Source organism: Pseudarthrobacter sp. WHRI 8279 (genome assembly GCF_040224115.2).
In the GTDB taxonomy this organism is placed as follows: domain Bacteria; phylum Actinomycetota; class Actinomycetes; order Actinomycetales; family Micrococcaceae; genus Arthrobacter.
Window position 1 is genome coordinate 4,186,630 of sequence record NZ_CP168162.1, and the last position, 23,909, is coordinate 4,210,538.

General features: G+C 65.9%; 18 protein-coding genes and 2 tRNA genes. 4 read left to right on the top strand and 16 right to left on the bottom strand.

The features are described 5' to 3' along the window. Positions 1 to 67: 67 nt before the first annotated feature. Both ABRP28_RS19265 and ABRP28_RS19270 read right to left on the bottom strand, forming a co-directional pair. Entirely contained in the window at positions 68 to 1,600 is a 1,533-nt protein-coding gene (locus ABRP28_RS19265) for a HAMP domain-containing sensor histidine kinase (protein WP_350000674.1), read from the bottom strand. Between the two features lie 7 nt (positions 1,601 to 1,607). Then, positions 1,608 to 2,348: a response regulator transcription factor gene (locus ABRP28_RS19270; protein WP_350000672.1), complete on the bottom strand. Its 741-nt coding sequence runs from the start codon at positions 2,346 to 2,348 to the stop codon at positions 1,608 to 1,610. 704 nt (positions 2,349 to 3,052) lie between these two features. On the opposite strand from ABRP28_RS19270, the gene ABRP28_RS19275 reads away from it, so the two are divergent. Together ABRP28_RS19275 and ABRP28_RS19280 are read left to right on the top strand one after the other, a co-directional pair. After that, entirely contained in the window at positions 3,053 to 3,919 is an 867-nt protein-coding gene (locus ABRP28_RS19275) for a winged helix-turn-helix domain-containing protein (protein ID WP_350000670.1), read from the top strand. Between the two features lie 249 nt (positions 3,920 to 4,168). Beyond that, complete coding sequence (locus ABRP28_RS19280; RefSeq protein WP_066273784.1) at positions 4,169 to 4,696, top strand: histidine phosphatase family protein; 528 nt, start codon at positions 4,169 to 4,171, stop codon at positions 4,694 to 4,696. A 93-nt stretch (positions 4,697 to 4,789) separates the two neighbouring features. On the opposite strand, the gene ABRP28_RS19285 is transcribed toward ABRP28_RS19280, so the two are convergent. The 6 genes from ABRP28_RS19285 to ABRP28_RS19310 form a co-directional block, all read right to left on the bottom strand. Then, positions 4,790 to 5,536 carry a hypothetical protein gene (locus ABRP28_RS19285; RefSeq protein WP_350000668.1) on the bottom strand — a complete coding sequence of 249 codons (747 nt, stop codon included), beginning with the start codon at positions 5,534 to 5,536 and terminating at the stop codon, positions 4,790 to 4,792. A gap of 8 nt (positions 5,537 to 5,544) precedes the next feature. Beyond that, on the bottom strand, positions 5,545 to 6,234 hold the full coding sequence (locus ABRP28_RS19290; protein WP_350000666.1) for a TetR/AcrR family transcriptional regulator: 690 nt from the start codon (positions 6,232 to 6,234) through the stop codon (positions 5,545 to 5,547). Then, complete coding sequence (locus ABRP28_RS19295; RefSeq protein WP_350000665.1) at positions 6,231 to 8,267, bottom strand: YhgE/Pip domain-containing protein; 2,037 nt, start codon at positions 8,265 to 8,267, stop codon at positions 6,231 to 6,233. Before ABRP28_RS19295 ends, ABRP28_RS19290 begins: the two co-directional genes overlap by 4 nt. Further along, positions 8,264 to 8,968: an ABC transporter ATP-binding protein gene (locus tag ABRP28_RS19300; RefSeq protein ID WP_350000663.1), complete on the bottom strand. Its 705-nt coding sequence runs from the start codon at positions 8,966 to 8,968 to the stop codon at positions 8,264 to 8,266. The genes ABRP28_RS19295 and ABRP28_RS19300 overlap by 4 nt, the downstream gene beginning before the upstream one ends. A gap of 104 nt (positions 8,969 to 9,072) precedes the next feature. Then, positions 9,073 to 10,527 (bottom strand): NAD(P)/FAD-dependent oxidoreductase, encoded by a 1,455-nt coding sequence (locus tag ABRP28_RS19305; protein WP_350000662.1) that lies wholly within the window; start codon positions 10,525 to 10,527, stop codon positions 9,073 to 9,075. 136 nt (positions 10,528 to 10,663) lie between these two features. Beyond that, positions 10,664 to 10,740 (bottom strand) — tRNA-Arg (locus tag ABRP28_RS19310). A 278-nt stretch (positions 10,741 to 11,018) separates the two neighbouring features. Here ABRP28_RS19310 and ABRP28_RS19315 point away from each other — a divergent pair. Further along, a complete protein-coding gene (locus tag ABRP28_RS19315; protein ID WP_350000660.1) occupies positions 11,019 to 12,854 on the top strand; it encodes a phosphoenolpyruvate carboxykinase (GTP) in 1,836 nt (611 codons plus the stop codon). A gap of 155 nt (positions 12,855 to 13,009) precedes the next feature. On the opposite strand, the gene ABRP28_RS19320 is transcribed toward ABRP28_RS19315, so the two are convergent. The 4 genes from ABRP28_RS19320 to ABRP28_RS19335 form a co-directional block, all read right to left on the bottom strand. After that, complete coding sequence (locus tag ABRP28_RS19320; protein ID WP_350000658.1) at positions 13,010 to 14,170, bottom strand: globin domain-containing protein; 1,161 nt, start codon at positions 14,168 to 14,170, stop codon at positions 13,010 to 13,012. A 180-nt stretch (positions 14,171 to 14,350) separates the two neighbouring features. Then, positions 14,351 to 14,800 (bottom strand): Rrf2 family transcriptional regulator, encoded by a 450-nt coding sequence (locus ABRP28_RS19325; RefSeq protein WP_350000656.1) that lies wholly within the window; start codon positions 14,798 to 14,800, stop codon positions 14,351 to 14,353. A gap of 14 nt (positions 14,801 to 14,814) precedes the next feature. Beyond that, positions 14,815 to 15,318 (bottom strand): hypothetical protein, encoded by a 504-nt coding sequence (locus ABRP28_RS19330; RefSeq protein ID WP_350000654.1) that lies wholly within the window; start codon positions 15,316 to 15,318, stop codon positions 14,815 to 14,817. Positions 15,319 to 15,324: 6 nt separating this feature from the next. After that, a complete protein-coding gene (locus tag ABRP28_RS19335; protein ID WP_350000651.1) occupies positions 15,325 to 16,743 on the bottom strand; it encodes a phosphomannomutase/phosphoglucomutase in 1,419 nt (472 codons plus the stop codon). Between the two features lie 164 nt (positions 16,744 to 16,907). Between ABRP28_RS19335 and ABRP28_RS19340 the strand changes: the two genes are divergently transcribed. Next, positions 16,908 to 19,145, top strand: coding sequence for a RecQ family ATP-dependent DNA helicase (locus ABRP28_RS19340; protein ID WP_350000648.1), 2,238 nt, complete (start codon positions 16,908 to 16,910; stop codon positions 19,143 to 19,145). Positions 19,146 to 19,332: 187 nt separating this feature from the next. Here ABRP28_RS19340 and ABRP28_RS19345 read toward each other — a convergent pair whose 3' ends face one another. The 4 genes from ABRP28_RS19345 to ABRP28_RS19360 form a co-directional block, all read right to left on the bottom strand. Next, positions 19,333 to 20,766 carry an MFS transporter gene (locus ABRP28_RS19345; RefSeq protein WP_350000646.1) on the bottom strand — a complete coding sequence of 478 codons (1,434 nt, stop codon included), beginning with the start codon at positions 20,764 to 20,766 and terminating at the stop codon, positions 19,333 to 19,335. Between the two features lie 164 nt (positions 20,767 to 20,930). Further along, positions 20,931 to 21,018 (bottom strand) — tRNA-Ser (locus ABRP28_RS19350). Positions 21,019 to 21,121: 103 nt separating this feature from the next. Then, a complete protein-coding gene (locus tag ABRP28_RS19355; protein WP_350000645.1) occupies positions 21,122 to 21,646 on the bottom strand; it encodes a GNAT family N-acetyltransferase in 525 nt (174 codons plus the stop codon). Between the two features lie 2 nt (positions 21,647 to 21,648). After that, on the bottom strand, positions 21,649 to 23,886 hold the full coding sequence (locus ABRP28_RS19360) for a prolyl oligopeptidase family serine peptidase (protein WP_350000644.1): 2,238 nt from the start codon (positions 23,884 to 23,886) through the stop codon (positions 21,649 to 21,651). Between the last annotated feature and the right edge of the window lie 23 nt (positions 23,887 to 23,909).

Below are 23,909 nucleotides of genomic sequence, written 5' to 3' on the forward strand. Positions count from 1 at the left end.
GAACGGGAACCGCACCCAATCGACGGTACAGGAGTTCAGGTCTTAAGTCACATTTTGGTAACAGGGATCACGAGGACGGCGCGCCGCCTTGCGCCGCTATCGCAGGCAGGGGGAGTTGCAAGGCAAACTGCGTGCGTCCCGGTTGTGATGTCACCGTGACCTTACCCCCGTGGGCCTCGACGATGGATTCGACGATTGAGAGGCCCAGACCGCTGGTTCCTTCAGCGGCGGGTGCGCCCGGTCCGCTGGCATTGCCTGCCCGGGCCGCGTCTGCGCGGGCGAACCGCGCGAAAACCTGGTCCAGGAACTCGGGCGGAATGCCGCCGCCGTCGTCCGTTACCGTCACCACCGCAGCGCCCTCTGCCGTCTTCCCAACCCCGGTGACCACCGTGGTTCCCGGCGGTGTGTGCTTGCGGGCGTTGGACAGCAGGTTCATCAGCACCTGCCGCAGCTGGGACGGGTCGCCGTTCACCACAACGGGTTCGTCTGGAAGATCCAGCCGCCAGGTATGGCCGGGCGCCATGACCTTTTCGTCACTGACGCCTTCCACCACCAGCTGGTTCAGGTCCACCTCGCTAAGCTTCAAGGGCTGGCCCTCATCAAGGCGCGCCAGCAGCAGCAGGTCCTCCACCAGCGCGGTCATCCGCTGGGACTGGCTTTGAACCCTCGCCAGCGACTTCTCCCCGTCCGGAGTGAAGTTTTCCGTCATCCGCATCAGTTCGGTGTACCCGCGGATGGCGGTCAGGGGCGTGCGGAGCTCATGGGAAGCGTCGGCCACAAACTGCCGGACCTTGGTTTCACTCTTCTGCCGCGCCTGCAGCGCGTGGGCCACGTTGTCCAGCATGAGGTTCAGGGCGTGGCCCACGCTGCCAACCTCCGTACCGGGATTGGAGTTCGACGGCGGCACGCGCACCGCAAGTGCCACCTCGCCGGCATCCAGGGGCAGCCTGGAAACACGGGTGGCAACCTCGGAAAGCTGCTCGAGGGGCTTCATGGTGCGGCGGATCAGGACACTTCCCACCAGCCCTATCAGGAGCAGGCCACCCAGGGAGACGAAGACGAACGTCCACACCAGGGACGCCAGCGTGCTCTCCTTTCCGGCCAGGGGAAGTCCTGTTACCAGGACGTCGCCGAAGTTGGTCTGCACAGCCACCAGCCGGTAGCCGCCGTTGGAGAGTGCCCTGTCCACGGGTTGCGCGTCTGGGGTGAGGGCAAGCAGGACCTGTTTGTCGTCCGAGGACAACGGCGACCGCGTTGTGTCCGAGGTGAGAAAGCCTCCGATGCTGACCTGCCCATTGAGGAGGCGCGCATTGAGGGTTCCCACGCTTTGGCCGCGGGAGTCCAGGGGGTCCCTGCCATTGAAGCCGCCGGAGGGAGGGCGTCCTGGATCGTTGGAACGGTCTGCGGCCTGGCCCAGCTGTTCGTCCAGTTGCCGGGTAAGGAACGCGTCCATCGAGGCGTAACTCGCCACGCCCACGGCACCGCAGATGGCAATCAGCAGTGTCATGGCCAGGAGGATCAGCCGGGTCCGCAGGTGCCACGTGCCGGGCTTCAGCCAGTTCCGCGGCTGCGGTGCCGCCGTGGGGTGCGGGGACGCCATGGCGCTCCTACTCCGCCGGCTTGATGACGTACCCGGCGCCCCGCACGGTATGGATCATGGGCGGGTGGATGGCATCCACTTTCTTGCGGAGGTAGGAGATGTAGAGCTCCACGATGTTGGCCTGGCCGCCGAAGTCGTAGTTCCAGACCCGGTCCAGGATCTGCGCTTTGCTGATGACGCGCTTGGGGTTTTCCATGAGGTATCGGAGCAGCTCGAACTGGGTTGCCGTCAACTGGAGCTCCTCACCCGCACGGGTCACCTCACGGGTGTCCACGTTGAGGACCAGGTCTCCAACAACCAGCTCAGCGGTGTCCATGGCGGCCACACCGGACCGCTGGACCAGGCGGTGTAGGCGGAGCAGGACCTCTTCCATGCTGAATGGCTTGGTGACATAGTCGTCACCGCCGGCTGCGAGGCCAACGATCCTGTCCTGAACCGCATCCTTGGCGGTGAGGAACAGTGCGGGAACCTCAGGAGCGTAAGCGCGGATCCGCGTCAGTACCTCGACGCCGTCGAAACCGGGGATCATGACATCCAGGACCAGCACGTCAGGGCGGAAGTCCCTGGCCACCTTCACGGCTTCCGGACCGTCGGCGGCGATCGCCACGGACCAGCCGGCCATGCGCAGGCCCATGCTCATAAGCTCGGAAAGGCTGGGCTCGTCATCCACCACCAGCGCCCTGATGGGGGAGCCGTCCGGGTGGGTGAGCTTGGGGAGGTTGTTGGTCATGGAGTGCGAGGTGGCCATGGGACAACTCTCCGATCGTTGGCTAAAGCCCCGCTTTGGCGTTCCTGTGCGCAAGCTGTGAATCCCAGCCTAGCGAGCTGGATCCGCAGAAATGCCCCTAACGTGCTACCGGTTTAGTCCCCTTCAGCCCGTCCGCCGGCTTACAAGCATCGGAGCGAACCGGATTCCGAATGCCACTTAGCCGCTGAGCCTGCAGATTTTTCTGTCCAAAAGCAGGACCGGCTGGACACGCCGTGGACGCGAAGACCGAGATTCCACTATCGCGCGCTCCAATGAACGAAGACACATAAAATGGCGCTGTTACCGAACGATATTTCGCAGACCATCGAAAAATGACCCATAGACAAGATAACAACCGTTATTTTTTACACTGCCCAGAATTGTGATTTGGAGCACTTTGGCTAAATTCGTCTCATTATGCGGACGATCATGTCCATTGTTACTTGCAAGTTGCCATTGTTACGCTGCACACTTCCAATGTGAACAAGAACTCAACAGCACCTGCAGCCGCAGAATATTGGCCCAGCACATCAGCTGCTGCCGACATGCGCTGTTGTCGAATGCACGCCTGACCTTCCCACCCCCCGAAGTTCTTAGGCATTCGCCCACCAGCCCAGCGTCGGGCGCCCCTCCCCAGTTCGCATTGCGGGGATTCCCAGCATTCGGGCCGCGATGACGGCCATTCACATTGAGGTAAGCATTCCATGTCAGTTGCATCCGGATACGTCCACATTTCTGTCCGTAACGCCGCCAAAGCCGGCCAGCCCTCGGGCCTCCGCCCCGGGTTTGGTCCCCGCCCTGCCCTGGCCCCATCATCATCCGGAAGCACCTTCCCCTCCCAGGGCTACGCGCCGCAGGGGTTCAACCCCAACTCCTACGGGCAGCTCCGCGCCGTCCAGCCCGCGGAGGCGGCACCCCTGACAGCCCCCACTCCGGTAGTGGCCGGCCCCAACACCGTCCGGCCCGTAGCCAACGACACCGTTGCCCGCGGATTCGTCCTCTACATGGGCATCGATGAGGAAACAGCGGCCGCGGCCGGAACCTCCATCGCCAAACTGGCCCAGGAGATCCGCGCCTACGCACAGTCCCTGGTGTCCGGCGCCGAAAGCTATGCAGCCGTTGCCGTTGCCCCCGCCGGCACACCAGGTTCCGCGCTCGACGTCGTCCGTTCCACCTTCGGTGACCCCACCGTCAACGCCCGCCAGCGCACCGAGGCCCCGCGTCCGTCGCAGGCACAGGAGCCGCGCCCTTCCGGCGTCCTGATCGACCTGGCCCGCCGTGAAGTCCACCTGGACGGCGAGTCGCTCAACTTGACCTTCAAGGAGTTTGAGCTCCTGAACTACCTTGTTGAGAACGGCACCCGCACCGTGGGGCGCGACGAACTCCTCGAGGGGCTGTGGCGCAACGCCGAAGAGGTGCCCAACGAACGCACCATCGACGTCCACATCCGCCGGCTCCGCTCCAAACTGGGCCGCCTCGCCAACACTGTGCGCACAGTCCGCGGCCAGGGGTACCGGTTCTACGAGCACCCCGAAGTTGTTGTCTGGGCCGCTCCGGAATACTCGATCTAGCACTCACTCGAAAGCGCCTGTCCCGCTGGGACGGGCGCTTTCGCTTCGCGGCACAATCCCTCTGCGCCTGCGCTCGTCCCTCTGCGCCTGCGCTCGTCCCTCGCGCGACAACGGCGCTTTCGGGATGTGCCGCTTCGCTACAGCGCCCTACGCGAAATGCCGCTGTCGCGCGTTCGGGCTCTCCTGGCATGTGCCTCCGCGACTGTCGGAGGTGGCGCACCTCGTTTGGTCCCCGACTAGGCTTGGGGCATGAGTGAGCACCATCTTCGACGGCTTGTGATCATGCGGCATGCCAAGGCCGACTGGCCTGGCGGGGTTGCTGACCACGAGCGTCCCCTGGAGGAAAGGGGCCACCGCGAGGCGCCCCTTGCCGGCCGGTGGCTCCTCAAACACAACATCGTCCCGGACTTCATCCTGTGCTCCAGTGCCTTGCGGACCAGGCAGACCTGCACCTGGGTGTGTTCGGAGCTGGGGGATAAGGCCCCTACGCCCAAGCTTGAGGACGGGCTGTACGCTGCGTCCGCACTCCGGATGCTGACGGTGATCAACCATGTTCCGGATACAGTGACCACGCTGATGCTGATCTCGCACTTGCCCGGCGTGCAGGACCTTGCCATGCACCTTGCCTCACGCGACTCCGACCACGACGCCTACATGGACGCCGCCACCAGGTACCCCACCAACGCCCTCACCGTCCTTGAGACCGAAAAGTCCTGGGCGGAGCTGGACGGACAGGACGCGCGCATCACCAGGTTCAAGGTCCCCCGGGCGCACTAACCACGGAACCAGGACTGCGCCTGTGACCACGCCGCCAGGGTGGCCGGGGGGACTTGGCGCTTGGGTTGGCGTCGGGGGCCAAAGCGCTTGGGGTCACCGCCGGGGCGCGGCCTTGGCGCCGGTGGCCGACGACGGCTTCCCGGCTGGAGAGGCCGACGACGGCCGCCTCGCAGGGAGGGAAGGCACTTTCGCGGGTGCGCGGAGGCCACCTGTGCCCTGCTTGCCGGCGCCTGCACTGCCTGTGCCCTGACTGCCGGCGCCTGCACTGCCTGTGCCCTGCCTGCCTGTTCCTGCGCCGCCTATGCGCGCTGCCGGCCTGCGCTGGGCCGTGCCTTTGGCAGCCGGCCTGCCCGCCGTCGTCGTGCGTCTGTTGCCCCCAGCGCCGTGGCCCGCCGCGGCCCTGCCTTTGCCTGCTTTGCCCTTGCCTGCCCTGCCCCTGCCGGCCGCTGTGCGCAGACGGCGCCCCCGGGGCCAGGCCGCACCCAGGAACAGGACAAACAGGGTGGCCAGGGCGGCCGCGGCAGCGCCGAAGAAGTAGTTGTCCGGATCGCCGGTGGGGAGCGGGGTGCCAAAGAATGAGGGCTCGCCGGCAAAGGCCAGCTCCCACGTGCTCACAAACGCCAGGGAAAAGGCAACGGTGAGGCTGGTCCCGGCACCCGCCGCCAACAGGGCAACGCGGCGTCCCCTCTTCAGGATTTCGACGATGCACGCCAGGCACGCCAGCGCCAGGACACCGAGGAAGGCCACGAACACCGGTTCGGCGAGCGTCATCCCGGTCAGCACCAGCAGTCCGGCCGCCACAATGCCGGCAATGACCGCCAACTTTCCGCTTTTCCCCATACGCTCCATCATCCCCGAGGATCGGGCTGCTGCAGCACGTAGCCGCGCATGCTGGCCATGATTGCCGCAACGCTTTGGTCACGGGTGCGCTCAGGGTTGTACGTCTGCCGGTCGAGCCCCACAACGAAGCAGGCGCCGAAGATGGCGGTCTCCAGGCTGCCCCGCGAAACGGTGCTGTCCACGGGGTAGGCCAGGGCCACCTTTTCCACTGCCGCCCCGATCACTGCCAGCAGCTCGCCCCTCAGGACGGCGAACGTGCCCTGCCACTCACTGGGCGTACGCCAGTTCTCGCTGACCCAGAGCCGGGCGAAGGACGGGTATTCGGCCATGAAGTCCAATGCCTGCCCGATCATTGCCTCCATGGCGAGCAGGGGATCCCCTGACGTAGCAGCCGTCATGTCCCGTACTTCGCCCGCATCCTGGCCGGGAGAGCCTGGCTCTGTAGACGCCTGCAGGCGCGCCTTCAGGATGTCCACACCGTGCCGCAGCAGCTGTGCAATAAGCTCCGATTTGCTGCCGAAGTTGTAGTACACGGTCCCCTTGGAGACGCCGGCTGCAGCTGCAATCTCGTCAACAGTGACTCCCGCTGCCCCGCGCTCGCCAATGAGCTCCATGGAGGCATCAAAGAGTTTTTGGCGGGTGGCGGTGGTCCGGGCGGGGCGAAGGGTCTTCACGGCTCCGGCTGGTTCGGCGGTCATACCGCGATCTCGGGCTTCAGCGTCTTCAATGTCCAGTACTTGTTCCTGTGCACGGCCAGCGTGGACATGGCCACGCCCAGTGCGGTGTAGCCCGCCAGGCCCAGGGCGGTGGGGGCAATCAGGGACAGGTCAGCGCCATAGATGAGGTGCCTCATGCCGGACACCACGTAACCCATGGGAAGGATTTCGTGTGCTGCGTGGAGCGGCTGCGGAGTGGTCTGCCACGGAAAGGTCCCGCCCGAGGACACCAGTTGCAGGACCAGCAGGATGAGTACCACGAGTTTGCCTGGCGACCCAAGCAGCGCAACAACGCCCTGGATGATCGCACTGAACGCCATGGCCGCGGCAAGCATGAACAGCCACATCAGCACCGGATGCGCGGGATCGAGGCCCAGTGCAAGGTTTACCACCAGGGTGAGGAGGCTCGCCTGCACCACCGAAACCGCAAGGAACGGCAGCCAGCCGCCCACCGCGATCTTCCAGGACGGGGCGTTGGAGGCCAGGGCCCGCTGGGTAATGGGCCGCATGGCCTGGACCAGCATGAAGATGCCGATCCACAGGGCGAGGGTGAGGAAGAACGGCGCCAGCCCGGCACCGTAGGACTCCGCCTTGGCCTGCGAAACATTGCTGACCGCAACGGGGTCGGCCATGACGCGTGACAGGTTGCTCTTCTGGGCGCCATCCGGGTTGGGCACCTGCCCGGCGCCCTTGCCGATCTCATCCGCCAGGGTCCGCGAACCGTCCGCCGCGGTGCCGGCACCTTCCGCCAGCTGGGCTGCCCCCTCGTCAACTTTACGGGCTCCTTCTGCCAGCCGGCCTGTGCCTTCGAGGGCCGCCTGCCCGCCGGTGGCCAGCGCGGCAGCCCCGGTGTGGAGCTGGTCGGCGCCGGAAGAAGCCTGGGAGACGGCGTCCCTCAGCGCCGGCGTGCCCGCAGCGAGCTGGGCAGCGCCGGTGCTGACGGCTTCGGCTCCGGAGGCCAGTTGCTGGATCTGCGCTGCATCTTCCTGGATCTTGGCCCTGGCGGCCGCTACCTGGCTCGTGCCCGCCGCGGCGTCAAGATCGGCCAGGATTCTGTCCGCCTGCTCCTGCGTCAGGATGCCTTCCGTGACGAGCCTGGTGTTCGATTCAACCACCCGTGCCCGGAGCCCCTGGTCAGCGGTATCGAGCTGGGCTGCTACGTCCTGCACCTTGGCGTTCAGCTGCGCGTTTCCGGCAGCAACCTGGGCTGCCCCCGCAGCGAGCGTCTGGGAGTCGGTGGGCAGCGTGGCGGTCTTGTCCTTGAGCGTGGACAGGCCGCTGCTGAGCTGGCCCGCGCCGTCGGTCAGCTGGCTGGCTCCATCCCGCAGCTTGACTTGGCCCGCGTACAGCTCACCGGCTCCGCTGCTCAGGGCTGAGGTGCCCTCGTGCAGGGTGGCAGCCCCGTCGCGAAGGCCCGCAACGCCGTCGGCCAGCTGGCCGGCGCCCTCCGCTGCCTTGACCATCTGCGCATGGATGGTCCCAAAACCCGTCAGCAGCTGGTTTGCCGTTTCCTCGCCCACCTCCGTGGCCACCGTGTTGTGCACTGCGGTGGTGAGCTTGTCCACGATGGTGCTCAACAGGTAATTGTTGGCATCGTTGGTGGTGACGTTGAGCATGGCCTGGCTGGCGGAATCGAAGCTGCCTGGGGATACCAGGTTGGCCGAAAAGTCCTGCGGGATTTTCAGGGCGAACGCGTAGTCGCCGCTGCTGACGCCCTGGTCCGCCTCCTGGGTTGTGGCCACCGGAATCCAGTGGAAAACGTTGCCGTCCACCAGGCTCTCTGCCACCTTTGCCCCGGCTTCGAGGCGTGCGCCGTCGCTGGTGGTGGCACCGGCGTCTTCCACCACCAGGGCTGCGTCGAGGTTGTCCAGGTTGCCGTAGGGGTCCCAGTTTGCGTAGAGGTACACCGCACCGTACAGCAGCGGGACCATGGTCAGCGCAAGGATTGTGAGTTTGGGCATCAGCCCTGCGGTCATGCGCTTGAGTTCAGAGCGGGCCAGCCGCAGTACCGTCACGTGGCAACCTCGGTTTCGAATTCAGTAATCTCTGCGGTATCCGGTTCCCCGCCATCCGCCTGCCCGGGGGATTCGTGCGGCATCGCATTGCCGATTGCAGCGGCAGGGCCGTCCCACGACGGCGGGAGGAAACCAACAGTGGCGACGACGGCGAGCGGCCGTCCGGCGTCGGACGCCAGGCGCTGCAGTCCCGGCAGCCAGTCAGCGGGGTCGGGGCTGTGCCGGTCAGGGGAGTCGGCCACCAGCAGGTCCGTGTGCGGGTTCGCCAAGGCCAGTGCTGTCAGGAGTTCCAGCCGCCGTGAAGGGTTCAGTTGTTCCGTCCACAGGTCAGCGATGTCCTCGAAGCTGTTCACCTTGAGCCACGGGCCGCCCACCAGGGCACCCCGGTAGCGGCGGGGGATCAGCGCCAGGTCCTCGGTGACCAGGTCACGCACGCTGAGGTGCTGCTCCGGTTCGTTGACGCCGGGGGAGTCCACCAGGGCGCTCGCCAGCCGGAGCGCCTTGGGCCGCTCGCTGCCGTCCCAGCTGACATGGCCGTCGGACGGCTTCATTCTGCCGCTGAGGAGCAGGGCCAGGGCGGTCCGGTGGTCCTGCCGCCTCCCGGTCACCAGCAGGAGCTCGCCGCGCTGGATATGGAGTGATGTTGCCGGCAGGAGGGGATCCCTGCGGCCATGGGCAGAGAGCCGTTGTGCTGAAAGCAAGATGGGCCTTTCGCGGGATGCATCTGCTCCCAGCCTAACTAAACTGACCAGTCAGTTCAAATAGGGCCGACGTTGTGCTGCGGGTAAATGCCCGCGGCTGTGCCTCAGAGGCCGTACTTCTCGAGGAGCCGGAGCCAGACCTCGCTGATGGTCGGATAGGAGGGCACCGCATGCCACAGCCGGCTCAATTGCACTTCGCCCACCACGGCGATGGTCGCGGCATGCAGGAGTTCGGCCACATCCGGCCCGGCGAACGTGGCTCCTAGAAGCACCTTCCGGTCCTCATCGATAACCAGTTGGGCCCAGCCCTGGTAGTTTTCCGAATGCAGCGAAGACCCGGCCACCTGGATGGGGAGCTCCACCGAAGAGGCATTGAAGCCGTCCTGGCGGGCGGTGTCCAGCGTGCGGCCCACGGTGGCAAGTTCCGGATCGGTGAACACTACGTTCGGCACTGCGTGCTGGTTGGCCGTCTGGGAGAACCGGCTCCAATCCTCCGGTGAGCCGTTGAGTTCACCCTTGGCGCGGGCGGCAATGGCGTCTCCGGTGGCCCGCGCCTCGTACTTTCCCTGGTGCGTCAGCAGGTTCTTGCCCGCGGCGTCGCCAGCCGCATACAGCCAGGGCTCGTCGCCCGCCACACCCTGAACCATGCCGGAGGCGTCCGTAGTGATGGCAATCCGGCCGTCATCATCGGGCTCGATGCCGATACTTTCCAGTCCCAGGCCTTCCAGTGCTGGATGCCGGCCGGTGGACACCAGTACCTTGTCGGCCGTGACCGCGGTACCGTCGCCCAGGAGCAGGCTGAACGTGTCGTCGTCGTTATGGCTGATACTTTGTGTCGCGGTGTTAAGGCGGAGCTCCACGCCGTCCGCACGCAGTCCTGCGGCCACAAGGCTGGCGGCCTCCTCCGGGAACTTGCCCAGCAGCTTGCCGCGGGCAATGAGTGTTACCGCGGAACCCAGGCGGGCGAACGCCTGCGCCAGCTCTGTGCCGGCAACGCCGCCACCCAGGACTGCCAGCCGCCCGGGTACTTCCCTGGCGGACGTAGCCTCCCGAGTACCCCATAACTGCAGGTCCTCCAGCCCTTGAATCGGCGGAGTGTTAGGCACTGATCCGGTGGACAGCACCACTGCGTGGCGGGCGCGGAGCCGGTGCGAGGTTCCGTCAAGGCCCGCAACCTCGACGCTTTTGGGGGCCGTGAGCCAGGCGTGGCCCCGGATGAGGTCGATTCCGGAGTCCTTGACCCAGGCGACCTGGCTGTCATCCTGCCAGTTGGACGTGAAGTAGTCCCTGCGCTTAAGGACGGCTGCAGCGTCGAGCGTCCGCGTGACAGCTTCCTTGGCGCCCGGGGTTGTTTGGGCCGCGTGCAGTGCAGTCCCGGGCCGAAGCAGCGCCTTGGACGGCATGCACGCCCAGTATGAGCACTCTCCGCCCACCAGTTCCGCCTCCACCAACACCACCGAGAGGCCGCCTTGCGCAGCGCGGTCCGCGACGTTTTCTCCCACGGCGCCGGCACCAATAACAACAACGTCAAATTCCTGCTCAACAGGCTCGGGCATCATGTGGAAAGCCTACGCCCGGGGGCGGGTGCCTTCGGGCGTGCATCGGGGGCGGCTGGCCGCATCCGCATCAGGCCCGCCCGGCCGCAGTGCTGCTTAACGCAAAAGGTCCGCTCCGGCGAACCGGAGCGGACCTGATTGGTGCGCCCAAAGGGATTCGAACCCCTGACCTTCTGTTCCGTAGACAGACGCTCTATCCAGCTGAGCTATGGGCGCATCTCGTGTTCCTGGAGGAGAACCGCTCTCCCTGAACCTCGAATTACTTTACGCGAGGGGTGGCTGCGATGACAAATCGGGAAGCATGTAATCTCCGCAACTAGACCGGTATAGGTGACCTTCGTCACTTAAATTCCCATTTAGTCGGCTGAATTCCTTGATTTCGCGCGGAATTCCATTTTCGTGGCCTCGAAAGGTCAGCCTACGTCCAAAAAACGGCAGTGGTCCGGACCATAGCATTTAGCACACACCGATGTACCCCAAGGAAGGGAACCGAAATGGGCGATCTGGCGCAGAAGCCGTTGCTTGAGAAAGCACCCACCACACATGCCGGCCTGCTGGCGTGGGTCGAAGAGGTTGCAGAGCTAACGCAGCCGGACCGCATCTATTGGGTGGACGGGTCCGAAGAGGAAAACACCCGGCTGACCGACGAGCTCGTGGCGGCGGGGACGCTGACCCGGCTGAACCCGGAACTGTTCCCCAATTCCTTTGCGGCCTTCTCCGATCCTGCCGACGTAGCCCGCGTCGAAGAGCAGACCTTCATCTGCTCCGAGAACAAGCGCGACGCCGGGTTCACCAACAACTGGATGGCACCCGCCGAAATGAAGGAGAAGCTGCGCGGCCTGTTCGCCGGGTCCATGCGCGGCCGCACCATGTACGTCATCCCGTTCGTTATGGGCCACCTCGACGCGGAGGATCCCAAGTTCGGCGTCGAGATCACGGACAGCGCCTACGTTGTCGCTTCCATGCGGATCATGGCCAACATCGGCACAGCCGTGCTGGACAGGATGACCGAGACGAATGCGTTCTTCGTCCCCGCCCTGCACTCCCTGGGTGCGCCGCTCGAAGCCGGCCAGGCGGATGTTGCCTGGCCGTGCAACCCGGACAAGTGGATTGTCCACTTCCCCGAGGAGCGCTCCATCTGGTCCTTCGGCTCCGGCTACGGCGGCAACGCCCTGCTGGGCAAGAAGTGCTACGCCCTCCGCATTGCCTCTGTCATGGCGCGCGACGAAGGCTGGCTGGCCGAGCACATGCTCATCCTCAAGCTGACCTCGCCGGAGAAGAAGAACTACTACATCTCCGCGGCCTTCCCGTCCGCCTGCGGCAAGACCAACCTTGCCCTGCTGGACCCCACCATTGAGGGCTGGGAGGTGGAGACCCTTGGCGACGACATCACCTGGATGCGGATCGGCAAGGAAGGCGAACTGCGTGCCACCAACCCGGAAGCCGGCCTGTTCGGCGTCGCCCCCGGTACCGGCTGGGGCACCAACCCGAACGCCATGCGTGCCATCGCCAAGGGCCACAGCATCTTCACCAATGTGGCATTGACCGACGACGGCGGTGTCTGGTGGGAGGGCATGACGGACGAGGTGCCCGCGCACCTGACCGACTGGCAGGGCAACTCCTGGACGCCCGACTCCGACAAGCCCGCAGCCCACCCCAACTCCCGGTTCTGCACGCCGATCTCGCAGATCGACATGCTGGCCGAGGAGTACTACAGCCCCGAGGGTGTGGAGCTCTCCGCCATCCTCTTCGGCGGCCGCCGCAAGACCACTGTTCCCCTGGTGACCCAGGCCCGCAGCTGGACCAACGGCATCTTCATGGGCTCCACGCTCTCCTCGGAGACCACGGCAGCCGCTGCCGGACAGGTCGGCGTGCTGCGCCGCGACCCCATGGCCATGCTTCCCTTCATCGGGTACGACGCAGGCGACTACCTGAAGCACTGGATCAGTGTCTCGGGCAAGGCCAACCCGGAGCGGCTGCCGCACATCTTCCTGGTGAACTGGTTCCGCCGCACCGCAGACGGCGGCTTCGCGTGGCCCGGCTTCGGCGACAACGCACGTGTCCTCAAGTGGGCCATCGAACGCCTCGAGGGCAAGGCAGACGCCGTCGAGACTCCCATCGGCTTTGTGCCGACAGGCGGCTCGCTGGACCTTGCCGGCCTGGATCTCACCCACGCCCACGTGGAAGAGGCCGTCCGCGTGGACCGCGAGGAATGGGACGCCGAGCTGGCCTCCATCGAGGAATGGTACGCAAAGTTCGGCGACTCACTGCCGGACGCCCTCCGCGCCGAGCTTGAGGCTTTGAAGGAACGGATGGCTGAGCACAGCTAGCCACCCGGCAACAAGCAGGCATAACGACGGCGGCGCCGCACCTTTTACTGAAGGTGCGGCGCCGCCGTCGTCCGCCATGAGTTTTTGTCCAGATATGCAGACTTCAGGGGCCTCCAAGCCTGCACATCTGGACAAAAACTCCAAGGGGGTGGGGGTTAGCTGGCCAGCCAGATGTCCGGGCCGAAGACTTCGTAGTGGATCCGTGTGGCGGGGATGCCCGCGTTGATGGCCTCGTTGCGGATGTTCTTCATAAACGGCAGCGGCCCGCAGAGGTACAGCGATGCGTCGGCGGGAAGGTCCACCTCGCGCAGGGACATGAAGCCTTCCTTGGCTCCGGCCACCGGCTGTTCGAGCCACAGCTGCAGCTCGGCGCCATCAAGGCGTTCGACGTCGTCCGTCATCTGGCTGCGCAGCGCCCAGCTGTCCAGGGTACTTTCCGCATGGAGCACCAGTACCTGCCGGTCTGATCCGGCCTCGGCCAGGGAACGGAGGATGGACGCGGTGGGGGTGCAGCCAATGCCGGCGGACGCCAGGACCACCGGGCCCTCGCCGTCCTTGAGCGTGATTTCGCCGTAGGGGTTGGAGATCTCCAGGACGTCGCCCACCTGGACGCTGTTGTGGAGCACGGGGGAGACCTCGCCGCCGTCGTCGAGCTTGGTGGTGAAGCTGCGGCTGGTGCCTGCTTCGCCGGACAGGGAGTACTGGCGGACCTGGCGGAGGCCTTCCGGCAGGGTCACCTTGACGCTGATGTACTGGCCGGGCAGGGCCTCGGTGACGGGGGTGTCGTCCGCCGGTTCCAGGGTGAAGGTCATGGAGCCCGCGCCGGCAGGGGTTTTGGCCGCCACCCGCCACGGCATCCACATCTTGTCATTTGCCTGCGAAGCGTAGAGGCCCTTCTCGAGCTTGATCAGGGCGTCGGCCATCAGCCAGTACACCTCGGTCCAGGCTTCGGCGATTTCCGGGGTGATGACCTCGGCCAGGTCCTCGGCGATGGCAGCGAACAGGTGCTCGTAGACCACCTGGTACTGCGGCTCGGTGATGCCCAGGGAAGCGTGCCGGTGGGCGATCCGGGACAGGACGGTCTCGGGGAGCGTGCCCGGGTTGTTCACAAGGTGGGTGGCGAAGGCGGCGATGCTGCCCGCCAGCGCCTGCTGCTGGTTGCCGGAGCGCTGGTTGGAGCGGCTGAAGAGGCCGTCCAGGAGTTCGGGGTGGGCGGCGAAGAGGCGGGCATAAAAATTGGGCGTGATGGCGCCGATCCGTGAACCAACAAGGGGCAGCGTTGCTTCAATGACGGGACGGGATTTTTCCGAGAGCATGGGAACTCCTGAGGTCGTGACCGGGGCCTTCGTCCGGCCTTCGCGAATACCTGCATTTCAAATGCCGGTTTTCATACCTCAAGTTCTACAGCGTGTAGAAAATTGATGCAAATCGTGTTGTAACAGGAGTTCCTGAAGGTGTCGCGCCGCGGGAGCAGGTCCCGCAAAATGTCCCCCGAGTCAGAGGCCCGGGCGCAGCCCGATCATGTCGAAGACCGGGGCCATTTGGCGGGAACCCGGCAGGTCCGCGATGACGACTGAATCGAGTTCCCGGTAGAAGGCTTCGCGGGCGCGGGCCAGTGCAGCGCGGAGCCTGCATTCGTTGATCAGCGGGCAGTTGCCGCCAGGAGCCACGCAGTCCGCCGGATCAGTCCGGGTATCGAGCTGGCGCAGGACCTGCCCCACGGTGGCAACGCGGCCCGCATGGCTGAGCCGGGAGCCGCCTGTCCGGCCGCGGACCACCTCGATCAGTCCCAGGCTGCGCAGTTTGGTCATTGCTTTGCTGACGTGGTTGTAGGGAGTCCCTACCGAGTCGGCAATGCTCTGTGTTGTCAGCAACGCACCGCCGGGTGCCGCCGCAAGCACCATCAGCGCCCGGAGGCTCACATCGGCAAAAGCGTTGATCTTCATGGGGAGCCGCCGGTCTAGTCCACCCAGATGGCGGGTTCGCTGGCATCGGCGGCCAGGTCACCAAATTCCCACGTCTGCGTCCCGGCATTGGCCGAGTAGGGCAAAACGGCTGCGAAGACGGAGCCGTCGCGGTGCTCAGCCGCCACGTGGATGGCGTCCGAGTCCTCCTCAACCAGCAGGATGTCGCACACAACCGCGGCGGCCCGGAAGTCCTCCCGGTTCTGCCGCAGCAGGGCGGTGAGATCACTGATCATGGTTTCGGCGTCGAAGTCCCCGTCCGAACCTTCATCGGCATCCGCCGGGGAGACCGCTACCAGCCGCACCTCGCCGTCGTTTTGTACGGTCAGGGCGAACGGCAGGAAACCGCCGTTGCGCTGGAGCTGCTCCTGGGCGGCGCTGACACCCGTACCCAGGAGATTCTCCAGGTCGGTTGCGGTGGCGTCCGGCACCGAGTCACGCCAGGATTGCTGCTGGCCGGAACCCTGTTCTTCGGTGGCGGGCCCCATGCTTTCCGTCATGCTGCCCTACGCCCGGACAAGTGCCAGGACCCGGTCCCGGATGCGTTCCATGGTGGCCTGGTCGGTGGCTTCCGCGTTGAGCCGGAGGAAGGGCTCGGTGTTGGACGGCCGCAGGTTGAACCAGTAGCTGCCGTCGTTGGCCGTGAACGTGCTGCCGTCCAGGGTGTCGATGGCGACGTCTTCACCGGCAAAATCTGCACGGACTCGCTCCACGGCAGCGGGCTTGTCATCCACTTCGGAGTTGATTTCACCGGAGCTGACGTAGGGCTCGTATTCCCGGCCCAGCTCGGACAGGGGGCCGTCCTGTTCACCCAGGGCGGCCAGGACGTGCATGGCCGCCAGCATGCCTGTGTCTGCGTTCCAGAAGTCGCGGAAGTAGAAGTGTGCCGAATGTTCCCCGCCGAAGACCGCGCCCTCCTCGGCCATGACGGCCTTGATGAAGGAATGGCCCACGCGGGTACGGACAGCCCGGCCGCCGTCGTGTTCTACGAGCTCTGACACGGCCCGGGACGTGAGGAGGTTGTGGATGATCGTGGGGGTCTCTTCGCCCTGTGCCTTTGCGCGGGCGATCTCGCGGCGGGCCACCATGCCGGTGATAGCGGACGGCGATACGGCGTTGCCCTTCTCGTCCACCACGAAGCAGCGGTCGGCGTCGCCGTCGAAGGCAAGGCCGATGTCGGCGCCGTGCTCCACTACTGCCGCCTGCAGGTCGCGGAGGTTCTCCGGCTCAAGCGGGTTGGCCGGGTGGTTGGGGAAGGATCCGTCCAGCTCGAAGTACAGGGGAATAATGTCGAGGGGAAGCTTGGGGAGCAGGGTGTCGCCCAGCACTGCGGGCGTGGTGAGGCCGGCCATGCCGTTGCCCGCGTCCACCACTACCTTCAGCGGACGGGAGCCGGAAAGGTCAACCAGTTTGCGGAGGTATTCCGAGTAGTCCTTGAGCACGTCCCTGACGCCGATCTGCCCGCGCTTTTCTGCAGCGGGCATGGAGCCCGCATTCAGGTACTGCTCGGCCAGCGCCTGGATGTCCTTGAGTCCCGACTCGGAGGAGATGGGCACGGCACCGGCCTTGGACATCTTGATGCCGTTGTATCCGGCGGGGTTGTGGCTGGCGGTAAACGTGGCGCCGGCGCGGTCCAGGTAACCGCATGCAAAGTAGAGCTCGTCGGTGGAGATCAGGTCCAGCAGCTCAACGTTGGCGCCGCGGGTGGCTGCGCCGTTGGCGAAAGCCTTGCTGAAGTCGGGGGAGGAGGGGCGCATGTCGCCGCCTACCAGGATGGTCTGGCCTTGGAGTTTAAGGACGTCCACGAAAGCGGCCCCCACGGCTTCGACGATTTCGGCGGTGATGGACTCGCCTACGATGCCCCGGACGTCGTACGCCTTGAAGGATGCCGAAAGGTCAAAAGCCGTTTTCTGTTCGCTAGTCACGGGCTTTATCTTACGGTGAAGCCGGGGGTCGGCAATTGAGGGAGGGCTATGTTTGTGGATAAACACATTCGGGGAGCCAGGGGCCATGGCCGGTCCACGTCCGAAATCCACATAGCGGCGGCAGCTCGTTCCCGGGTGTCGGACGTGGCTGGGATACTGAATCAATGGTCGATAACCAGCACGCCACCGCTCTTTCTGAACCCGCACTTTCTGAGCCAGCACTTTCTGAAACCGCCGTCTCTGACCCTGCAACCATTGAGGTGCCCCCCTCCTCGGCCACGCACGCGCAGGCCCTCGAGGTCCTTCGCGAACTGGTCGGCAACCCGGCGGCCGGCTTCCACGAGGGCCAGTTTGAAGCAATCGAGGCATTGGTCGACGGCGGCCGGCGGGCCTTGGTTGTCCAGCGCACCGGCTGGGGAAAATCGGCCGTATATTTCGTGGCTTCCCTGCTGTTACGCCGCAGGGGCGCCGGACCAACCCTGATCGTTTCGCCGCTCCTGGCCCTGATGCGGGACCAGGTGGCTGCCGCCGCCCGTGCCGGGGTGCGCGCAGTGGCCATCAACTCCGCCAACCAGCTGGAGTGGGACAGCGTCCGCGAACAGCTCGCCGCTGACCAAGTGGACGTCCTGCTGGTGTCCCCGGAACGGTTGACCAACCCTTCCTTCCGTGAAAACCAGCTGCCGGAACTCATCCGCCGGACGGGACTGCTGGTGATTGACGAGGCTCACTGCATTTCCGACTGGGGCCACGATTTCCGCCCGGACTACCGCCGGATTGCGGACCTGATCACCCAATTGCCGGACACGGTCCCGGTGCTCGCCACCACCGCCACGGCCAACTCACGGGTTGTGCACGACATCGAAGAGCAGCTGGGGGCCAACGTCCTGACCATTCGCGGTGCACTTGGCCGGGAGTCATTGAGGCTGGGCGTGCTGTCCCTTCCCGACGCCAAGCAACGTTTGGGCTGGCTGCTGACCCACCTCGCGGACCTTCCAGGCAGCGGAATCATCTATACGCTGACGGTGTCCGCAGCGGAGGACACGGCGCGGCTGCTGGCCGAGGCCGGCCACGAAGTGCTCGCCTATACGGGCCGCACCGACCCCGCCGACAGGGAGCGGGCAGAACAGCTCCTCAAAGACAACCAGGTAAAGGCCCTGGTAGCCACCTCGGCATTGGGCATGGGGTTCGATAAGCCTGACTTGGGTTTTGTGGTCCACCTCGGGGCTCCCTCTTCCCCTGTTGCGTACTACCAGCAGGTAGGGCGGGCAGGCCGTGGCGCAGCCAACGCCGATGTCCTGCTGCTTCCCGGCCCGGAGGACCGCGACATCTGGCAGTACTTCGCCACAGCCTCCATGCCCTCTGAAGAGAAGGCCGCGGCTGTCCTTACTGCCCTGGCAGAAGCCGGCACTGCACTTTCCACAGTTGCCCTGGAAGCGCGGGTTGATCTTCGCCGCACTCCGCTGGAACTCCTGCTGAAAGTCCTTTCGGTGGACGGTGCGGTGGAACGCGTGGGCGGTGGCTGGCGGTCCACCGGCCAGCCATGGGTTTATGATGCCGAGCGGTACCAGCGCATTTCCGAGGCCCGCGTGGACGAGCAGGACTCCATGGTGATCTACCAGGACACGGTCGGGTGCCGGATGGAATACATAACCTCCGTCCTGGATGACGAGACGGCGCACGCCTGTGGCCGGTGCGACAACTGCGCCGGGCAGTGGTTCAGGGCAGATGTTGCTGAACAGGCCACGGCCGCGGCCAGCCAGACGCTCAGCAGGGCAGGCGGGGTGCTGGAGGCGAGGCTGCAGTGGCCCAGCGGGATGGACCGTCTGGGAGTTCCTGTGAAGGGAAAGCTCAAACCGGGCGAAGGGCTGGTCGAGGGACGTGTCCTGGCGAGGCTGACCGATCTTGGCTGGGGCGGTGCACTGCGCGAGCTGTTCGCTGCCGGCGCGGCGGACCGGGCGGTTGATCCTGGCATGCTGCAGGCGTGCGTCCAGGTCCTGCGCGAGTGGGGCGCCGGAGACTCACGCAATCCCGGCTGGAGCGGTGTGGGGCGGCCCGCCGCCATCGTCAGCGTCCCTTCGCGCGGCAAGCCGGAGCTGGTGGGCTCCCTTGCCAGAGGCATTTCCGAGATCGGGCGCATCCCGTACCTGGGCGAGCTGCAGCTGGCCCATGGGGGGCCCACCGGAAGCCGGGGCGGCAACAGCGCATACCGCCTGGCTGGTGTGTGGGACCGCCTGGTCGTGGGGCCCGAACTTGGGGAGGCGCTGGGTTCCTTGCAGGGCGGCAGCGTCATGCTGATAGACGACATCGTGGACAGCAGGTGGACGCTCACAGTTGCCGGCCGGGCCCTTCGCCAGGCCGGTGCGGGAGCTGTGATTCCCCTGGTCCTGGCGCAGGCCGGCTAAGGCATGGTTGACGGGGGCTTAGCTGACGGGGCTGGATGGGGACAGGCTGGATAACGTCAGGCCGCCTAACGTCAGGGCACGACGTCATGCCGGGCCCTCAAGCCCGATACTAAGCCGCCCGGCCTCAAGCCCCGGCTTCAAGCATGCGGACGCCAAAACCCAATAATCACTCCAGCCCTGGGCTGGTTCAGGCCCGCTGGGTCTTGCGCTGGCTTACCTCTGCCCCGGCATGCCGGGGCAGGAAAAGGCTGTCCGCGGTGCTCGCCAGCATGAGCACCGCCATGGCGAGGAATGCCCCGCGGAAGGGGCCGGCGGCGTCATCGGAAAAGCTGCCGAGGCCATCGAACAGCCGGATAAGCAGGGCACCCACGGCGATGCCGGCAGCAGCGGCGAGCTGGACCAGGGTTGCTGAGACCACGTTCGCCGAGGTGAGCTGCGCAGGGGCGATGTCCGCGTACTGGACCGAAGCGTAGGCGGAGAAACCGATGGAGCGGAACGCGCCGCTGCAGACCAGCAGTGCGAAGGTCAACGGCTCGGGGGTGTCCGCTGTCAGCAGGGCACAGAGGGCGAAAGTCGCTGCGGAAGCCAATGAGGCAAACACGAGCATCGCCCTGAAGCCAAAGCGCCGGATCAGGGGCGTGGTGGCCGGTTTGATGCCGATGTTGCCGATAAAGACTGCAGCCACCATGGCGCCGGCATGCAGCGGGGACCAGCCGAACCCCGCCTGGAACATCAGCGGCAGCAGGAACGGGACGGAGCTGATGGTCAGCCGGTAGGCGAACCCGCCGGTGGCCATCGCCCTGAACGTGCGGGCGCTGAACACTCCAAGGTCAAATAGCGGCGTGCGGGCCCGGCGCATCCAAAGCACGGCGCAGGCCAGGGCAACCGCACCGGATCCGGCACTCAGGGCAGCCCAGGGAGTGTCCGGGTGGGTGCTGGCCAGTTCCAGGCCCACCACCAGTGCCCCCACGCCGAGAGTGGTGAGGGCCAGCCCCGGCCAATCCAGCCGCCGCCCGCCGTCGCCCGCTTCTGCAGGCACCAGCCGGAGTGCAGCCAGGAAGGCGGCCGCACCCAGAGGAAGGTTAATCAGGAAGATCCAGTGCCAGGACAGGTACGTAGTCAGCGCACCGCCAACCAGTGGAGCCAGGACGGGAGCCAGCAGCCCGGGCCAAACCAGGAAGGCGGTGGCGCGCAGGAGTTCGGCCTTGGGTGTCCCGCGAAGGACTACGAGGGTTCCGACAGGAACCATCATGGCGCCGCCGAACCCCTGGGCGATCCTGCTGAGGGTGAGCGCGGCGAGGTCCTGGCTCAGCGAGCAGGCGAGTGAAGCGACCGTGAAGATGGCGATGGCGAGGCAAAAGACCCGGCGGGCACCGAAACGTTCTGCAAGCCAGCCACTGAGCGGAATGCCCATGGCAACGGTGAGCAGGTAGGCCGTCATGGTGATGTTGACGTCCGGGGCCGGCACCCGGAAGTCGGCAGCGATATTGGGGATGGCCGTGGTCAGGATCGTGCCGTCGAGGAACTCCATGAAGAAGGTGGCGGCCACCAGGAGGGCCAGGCGCGGACTCCATGCCTGCGCGGTCCCGGGCGTCCCAGCCGCCGTGTTGCTTGCTGCCATTCGTTCATCCTGCCACCGGCAGAACATCCGGTGCGCCCGGTGTCCGTACCCCGGACGAACCGGGAGGGAACACCACGGAAGGCACATGCCCGGAACGTAAGAGTCCGGGAACCCAAAAAGTGCGGGAACGCAAAAGGCCCCGGTCCAGGACCGGGGCCAAAACGCGGAGACGGGGGGATTTGAACCCCCGGTGGAGTTGTGCCCCACACTTCATTAGCAGTGAAGCCCATTCGGCCGCTCTGGCACGTCTCCAATTGCTATTCCTAGCCCACCAAGGATACGCAGAACGGGCCATGCAGTGCAAAACGGACCACCGGCACTGCCCACAGCGCTTAGCGGTTGCCCGCTGCCGGCTTCACTGCGGGGGCAGCCCGCCCCTGACCATCCTGATTTCGCGGAGGTTTTCCCAGTCCGGGATCGTGTCCGCCGCCCCGTCGGGTTCGAAGCCGAAGTGCCGGTAGAAGCCAATGGCGCGCCCGTTGTCCGCTGCCACCCATAGGCTCGCCGCGCTGGTGCCCAGGGCGGCGTCCAGGAGGCGGCGTCCCAGCCCCAGCCCCTGGTGCGACGCCAACAGGTACAGACCCCAAAGTTCCAGGTCTCCGGCCGACGGCGGAGGGGCAGCATGCGTTGCATCACCGGCAGGCACGTGGCGGACGCCCGCAAAACCAACCAGGGTGCCGCCGTCGCACGCCACCCACACATCCGCCGGTTCGGCTGCCTCCAGCAGGTGCCGCCAGAGAGGCAGGCGGTCGGCGGGGACCCGGGAGGCGAGGAACCCGTCAGACAGCATCCCGCGGTAAGTCTCCTGCCAGCAGCGGGCATGGATCTCCGCCAGGCGTTCAACGTCAGCAGGCTCCGCCCGCCGCAGGTCCAGGCCCACCGCTACCCCAGGCCGCCAGCCAGGGCTTTCCACAGGAAGTGCTGGCTCCGTGCCTGGAGGGCGGCTGCCTGCCGGTTGTCGGACGCTCCGGCGTGCCCGCCCTCCAAAGCTTCATGGAACCAGACATTCGGAATGCCCATGGCCAGCATCCGAGCGGCCATCTTGCGCGCCTGGACGGGACCAACCCGGTCATCGGAGGTTGCGGTCCAGATGAACGTTTCCGGGTATTCCACCCCGTCCTTGAGCAGGTGGTAGGGGGAGAAGGTCCTGATGTATTCCCACTGCTCCGGGACGTCCGGATCACCATATTCGGCAATCCAGGAGTGGCCGGCGGAAAGCCTCGTGTAGCGGCGCATGTCCAGCAGCGGCACACCGCAGGACACGGCACCGAACAGCTCCGGGTACCGGGTGAGCATGTTGCCCACCAGCAGCCCGCCGTTGGATCCGCCCACGCAGCCCAGCCGTTCGCGGGAGGTAACGCCGCGGGACATGAGGTCCCGGGCAACGGCGGCGAAGTCCTGGTAGGCCTTGTGCCGGTTCTCCTGCAGCGCCGCCCGGTGCCAGGCCGGCCCGTACTCGCCGCCGCCGCGGATGTTCGCCACCACGTAGACCCCGCCGCGGGAGTGGGGAGCGTCTCCGTCAGCGCCGGCAGGCATGGAGGTCCGGCGCTCCAGCCATGCCCTGCCCACCGTGCCGCTGTAGGCCGGCGTGCGGGACACCTCGAACCCGCCGTAACCGGAAAGCTGCGTGGGATTCTGCCCGTCCAGCGGCAGGTTCCGTGGGGCCACCTGGAAGTAGGGGACACGGGTTCCGTCATCGGAAACGGCGAAATGCTGCTGCACTTCATAGTCGCCGTCAGCAAAGAACGACGGCGATGCCTTCACCTGGGCGTGCCGGCTCACCACGCCGGACGTCGCGTCAGTGGTCCGTTCCAGGGTGCCCCGCATCAGCGTGGTGGGAGTGGTGAACCCGGTGGCAACGAGCCAGAAGTCGTCGCCCGCGCCGCCGTCGGACGCTGACTCGTCCTCATCGTCCACCGCATAGGCGTTCACGTCATGCAGCGGCGGGCAGGCGTCGAGAAGGGTGGATCCCCAGGCGCCGCCCGGACCATCCGCGGGGCCGGAAGGATCCAAAACCCGGATTTCGGACGAAACATCCTTGAGGAGGTTGAGCAGCAGGAAGTTCCGGGTCCAGCTCCAGGACTGCAGCGACGTGCGGGCGTCCGGGGTAAACAGCACCGCCAGGCCCCGTGCGCCGGCCAGATAGTCCTCGAACCCGCAGGCAAGCAGTGAGCCGGCCGGATAGGTGTTTCCGTCAACCACCCAGTCCTGCTGCGGCCGGAACAGGAGCCATTCCCGGTGCGCGCTGACGTTTACGTCGGTGGGCACGTCGATCTGCACCCACTCGCCGTCCCGCAGCACCAGGTTCTTCCGGTTGAAGAAGTCGATGTAGTCAACGGCGAAGGTCCGCTCGTATCCGGGAGTGGAGTCGTGCGCCACCACTGCCATCATGTGCTGCTCGGGAACCTCGAACAGCAGGGGTGCACCCGCCAGCCGGGCGCCGCGCTTCAGCGTGACCGCCGTCCGGGCGTAAGAAGAAGCGGTCTTCGGCAGCCCCTCCGCGGTGGAGGATACCAGCAGCGTGTCCGCGTCCAGCCACGAAACGTTGCCCTTCGCCGTCGGCAGGTCAAAACCGCCCTGGACAGGGTCCACGAACGTCCTGCTCTCCACGTCGAACTCCCGGTACCGGTTCGCATCGCCGCCGTCGGGGGAGAGCGCCAGCAGGGCCAGCCGGTAGGGCTCGCCGGCCCCGGGCCGAAGGAAGGTTGCGCCGTGGAACACCCACTCCTGGCCCTCCGCTGCGGCCAGCTCGTCGACGTCGAGCAGAACGTCCCACTCGGGGGAATCCGTGCAGTAGCTCTCCCAGGTAGTGCGCCGCCACAAGCCCTTTGGGTTGTGGCGGTCCTTCCAGAAGTTGTAGTACCAGTCCCCGCGCTTGCCCACCATGGCAATGCGGTCCGTGGAGTCCAGCACCTCCAGGATGCTTCCTTCCAGGGAGGCGTAGTCCGCATCCTCCAGCAAATCTTCGCTGCGGGAGTTTTGCTCCTTGACCCAGGCAAGCTGCTCTTCGCCGTAAATCTCCTCCAGCCAGACATTTTCGTCGACGGGCTCGGGTGCAGCGCTGGAGGTGGCCTGGCCGGAGCCGGGGACGGACGCTGAATCAGCTGCAGTGGTGGTCATTGGGCCATCCAAACAACTTAGCT

Coding starts and splice junctions, on each gene's coding strand:
- ABRP28_RS19265 (WP_350000674.1), bottom strand. CDS start 1,600: ATGGCGTCCCCGCACCCCACGGCGGCACCGCAGCCGCGGAACTGGCTG.
- ABRP28_RS19270 (WP_350000672.1), bottom strand. CDS start 2,348: ATGGCCACCTCGCACTCCATGACCAACAACCTCCCCAAGCTCACCCAC.
- ABRP28_RS19275 (WP_350000670.1), top strand. CDS start 3,053: ATGTCAGTTGCATCCGGATACGTCCACATTTCTGTCCGTAACGCCGCC.
- ABRP28_RS19280 (WP_066273784.1), top strand. CDS start 4,169: ATGAGTGAGCACCATCTTCGACGGCTTGTGATCATGCGGCATGCCAAG.
- ABRP28_RS19285 (WP_350000668.1), bottom strand. CDS start 5,536: ATGGGGAAAAGCGGAAAGTTGGCGGTCATTGCCGGCATTGTGGCGGCC.
- ABRP28_RS19290 (WP_350000666.1), bottom strand. CDS start 6,234: ATGACCGCCGAACCAGCCGGAGCCGTGAAGACCCTTCGCCCCGCCCGG.
- ABRP28_RS19305 (WP_350000662.1), bottom strand. CDS start 10,527: ATGATGCCCGAGCCTGTTGAGCAGGAATTTGACGTTGTTGTTATTGGT.
- ABRP28_RS19315 (WP_350000660.1), top strand. CDS start 11,019: ATGGGCGATCTGGCGCAGAAGCCGTTGCTTGAGAAAGCACCCACCACA.
- ABRP28_RS19320 (WP_350000658.1), bottom strand. CDS start 14,170: ATGCTCTCGGAAAAATCCCGTCCCGTCATTGAAGCAACGCTGCCCCTT.
- ABRP28_RS19325 (WP_350000656.1), bottom strand. CDS start 14,800: ATGAAGATCAACGCTTTTGCCGATGTGAGCCTCCGGGCGCTGATGGTG.
- ABRP28_RS19330 (WP_350000654.1), bottom strand. CDS start 15,318: ATGACGGAAAGCATGGGGCCCGCCACCGAAGAACAGGGTTCCGGCCAG.
- ABRP28_RS19340 (WP_350000648.1), top strand. CDS start 16,908: ATGGTCGATAACCAGCACGCCACCGCTCTTTCTGAACCCGCACTTTCT.
- ABRP28_RS19345 (WP_350000646.1), bottom strand. CDS start 20,766: ATGGCAGCAAGCAACACGGCGGCTGGGACGCCCGGGACCGCGCAGGCA.
- ABRP28_RS19360 (WP_350000644.1), bottom strand. CDS start 23,886: ATGACCACCACTGCAGCTGATTCAGCGTCCGTCCCCGGCTCCGGCCAG.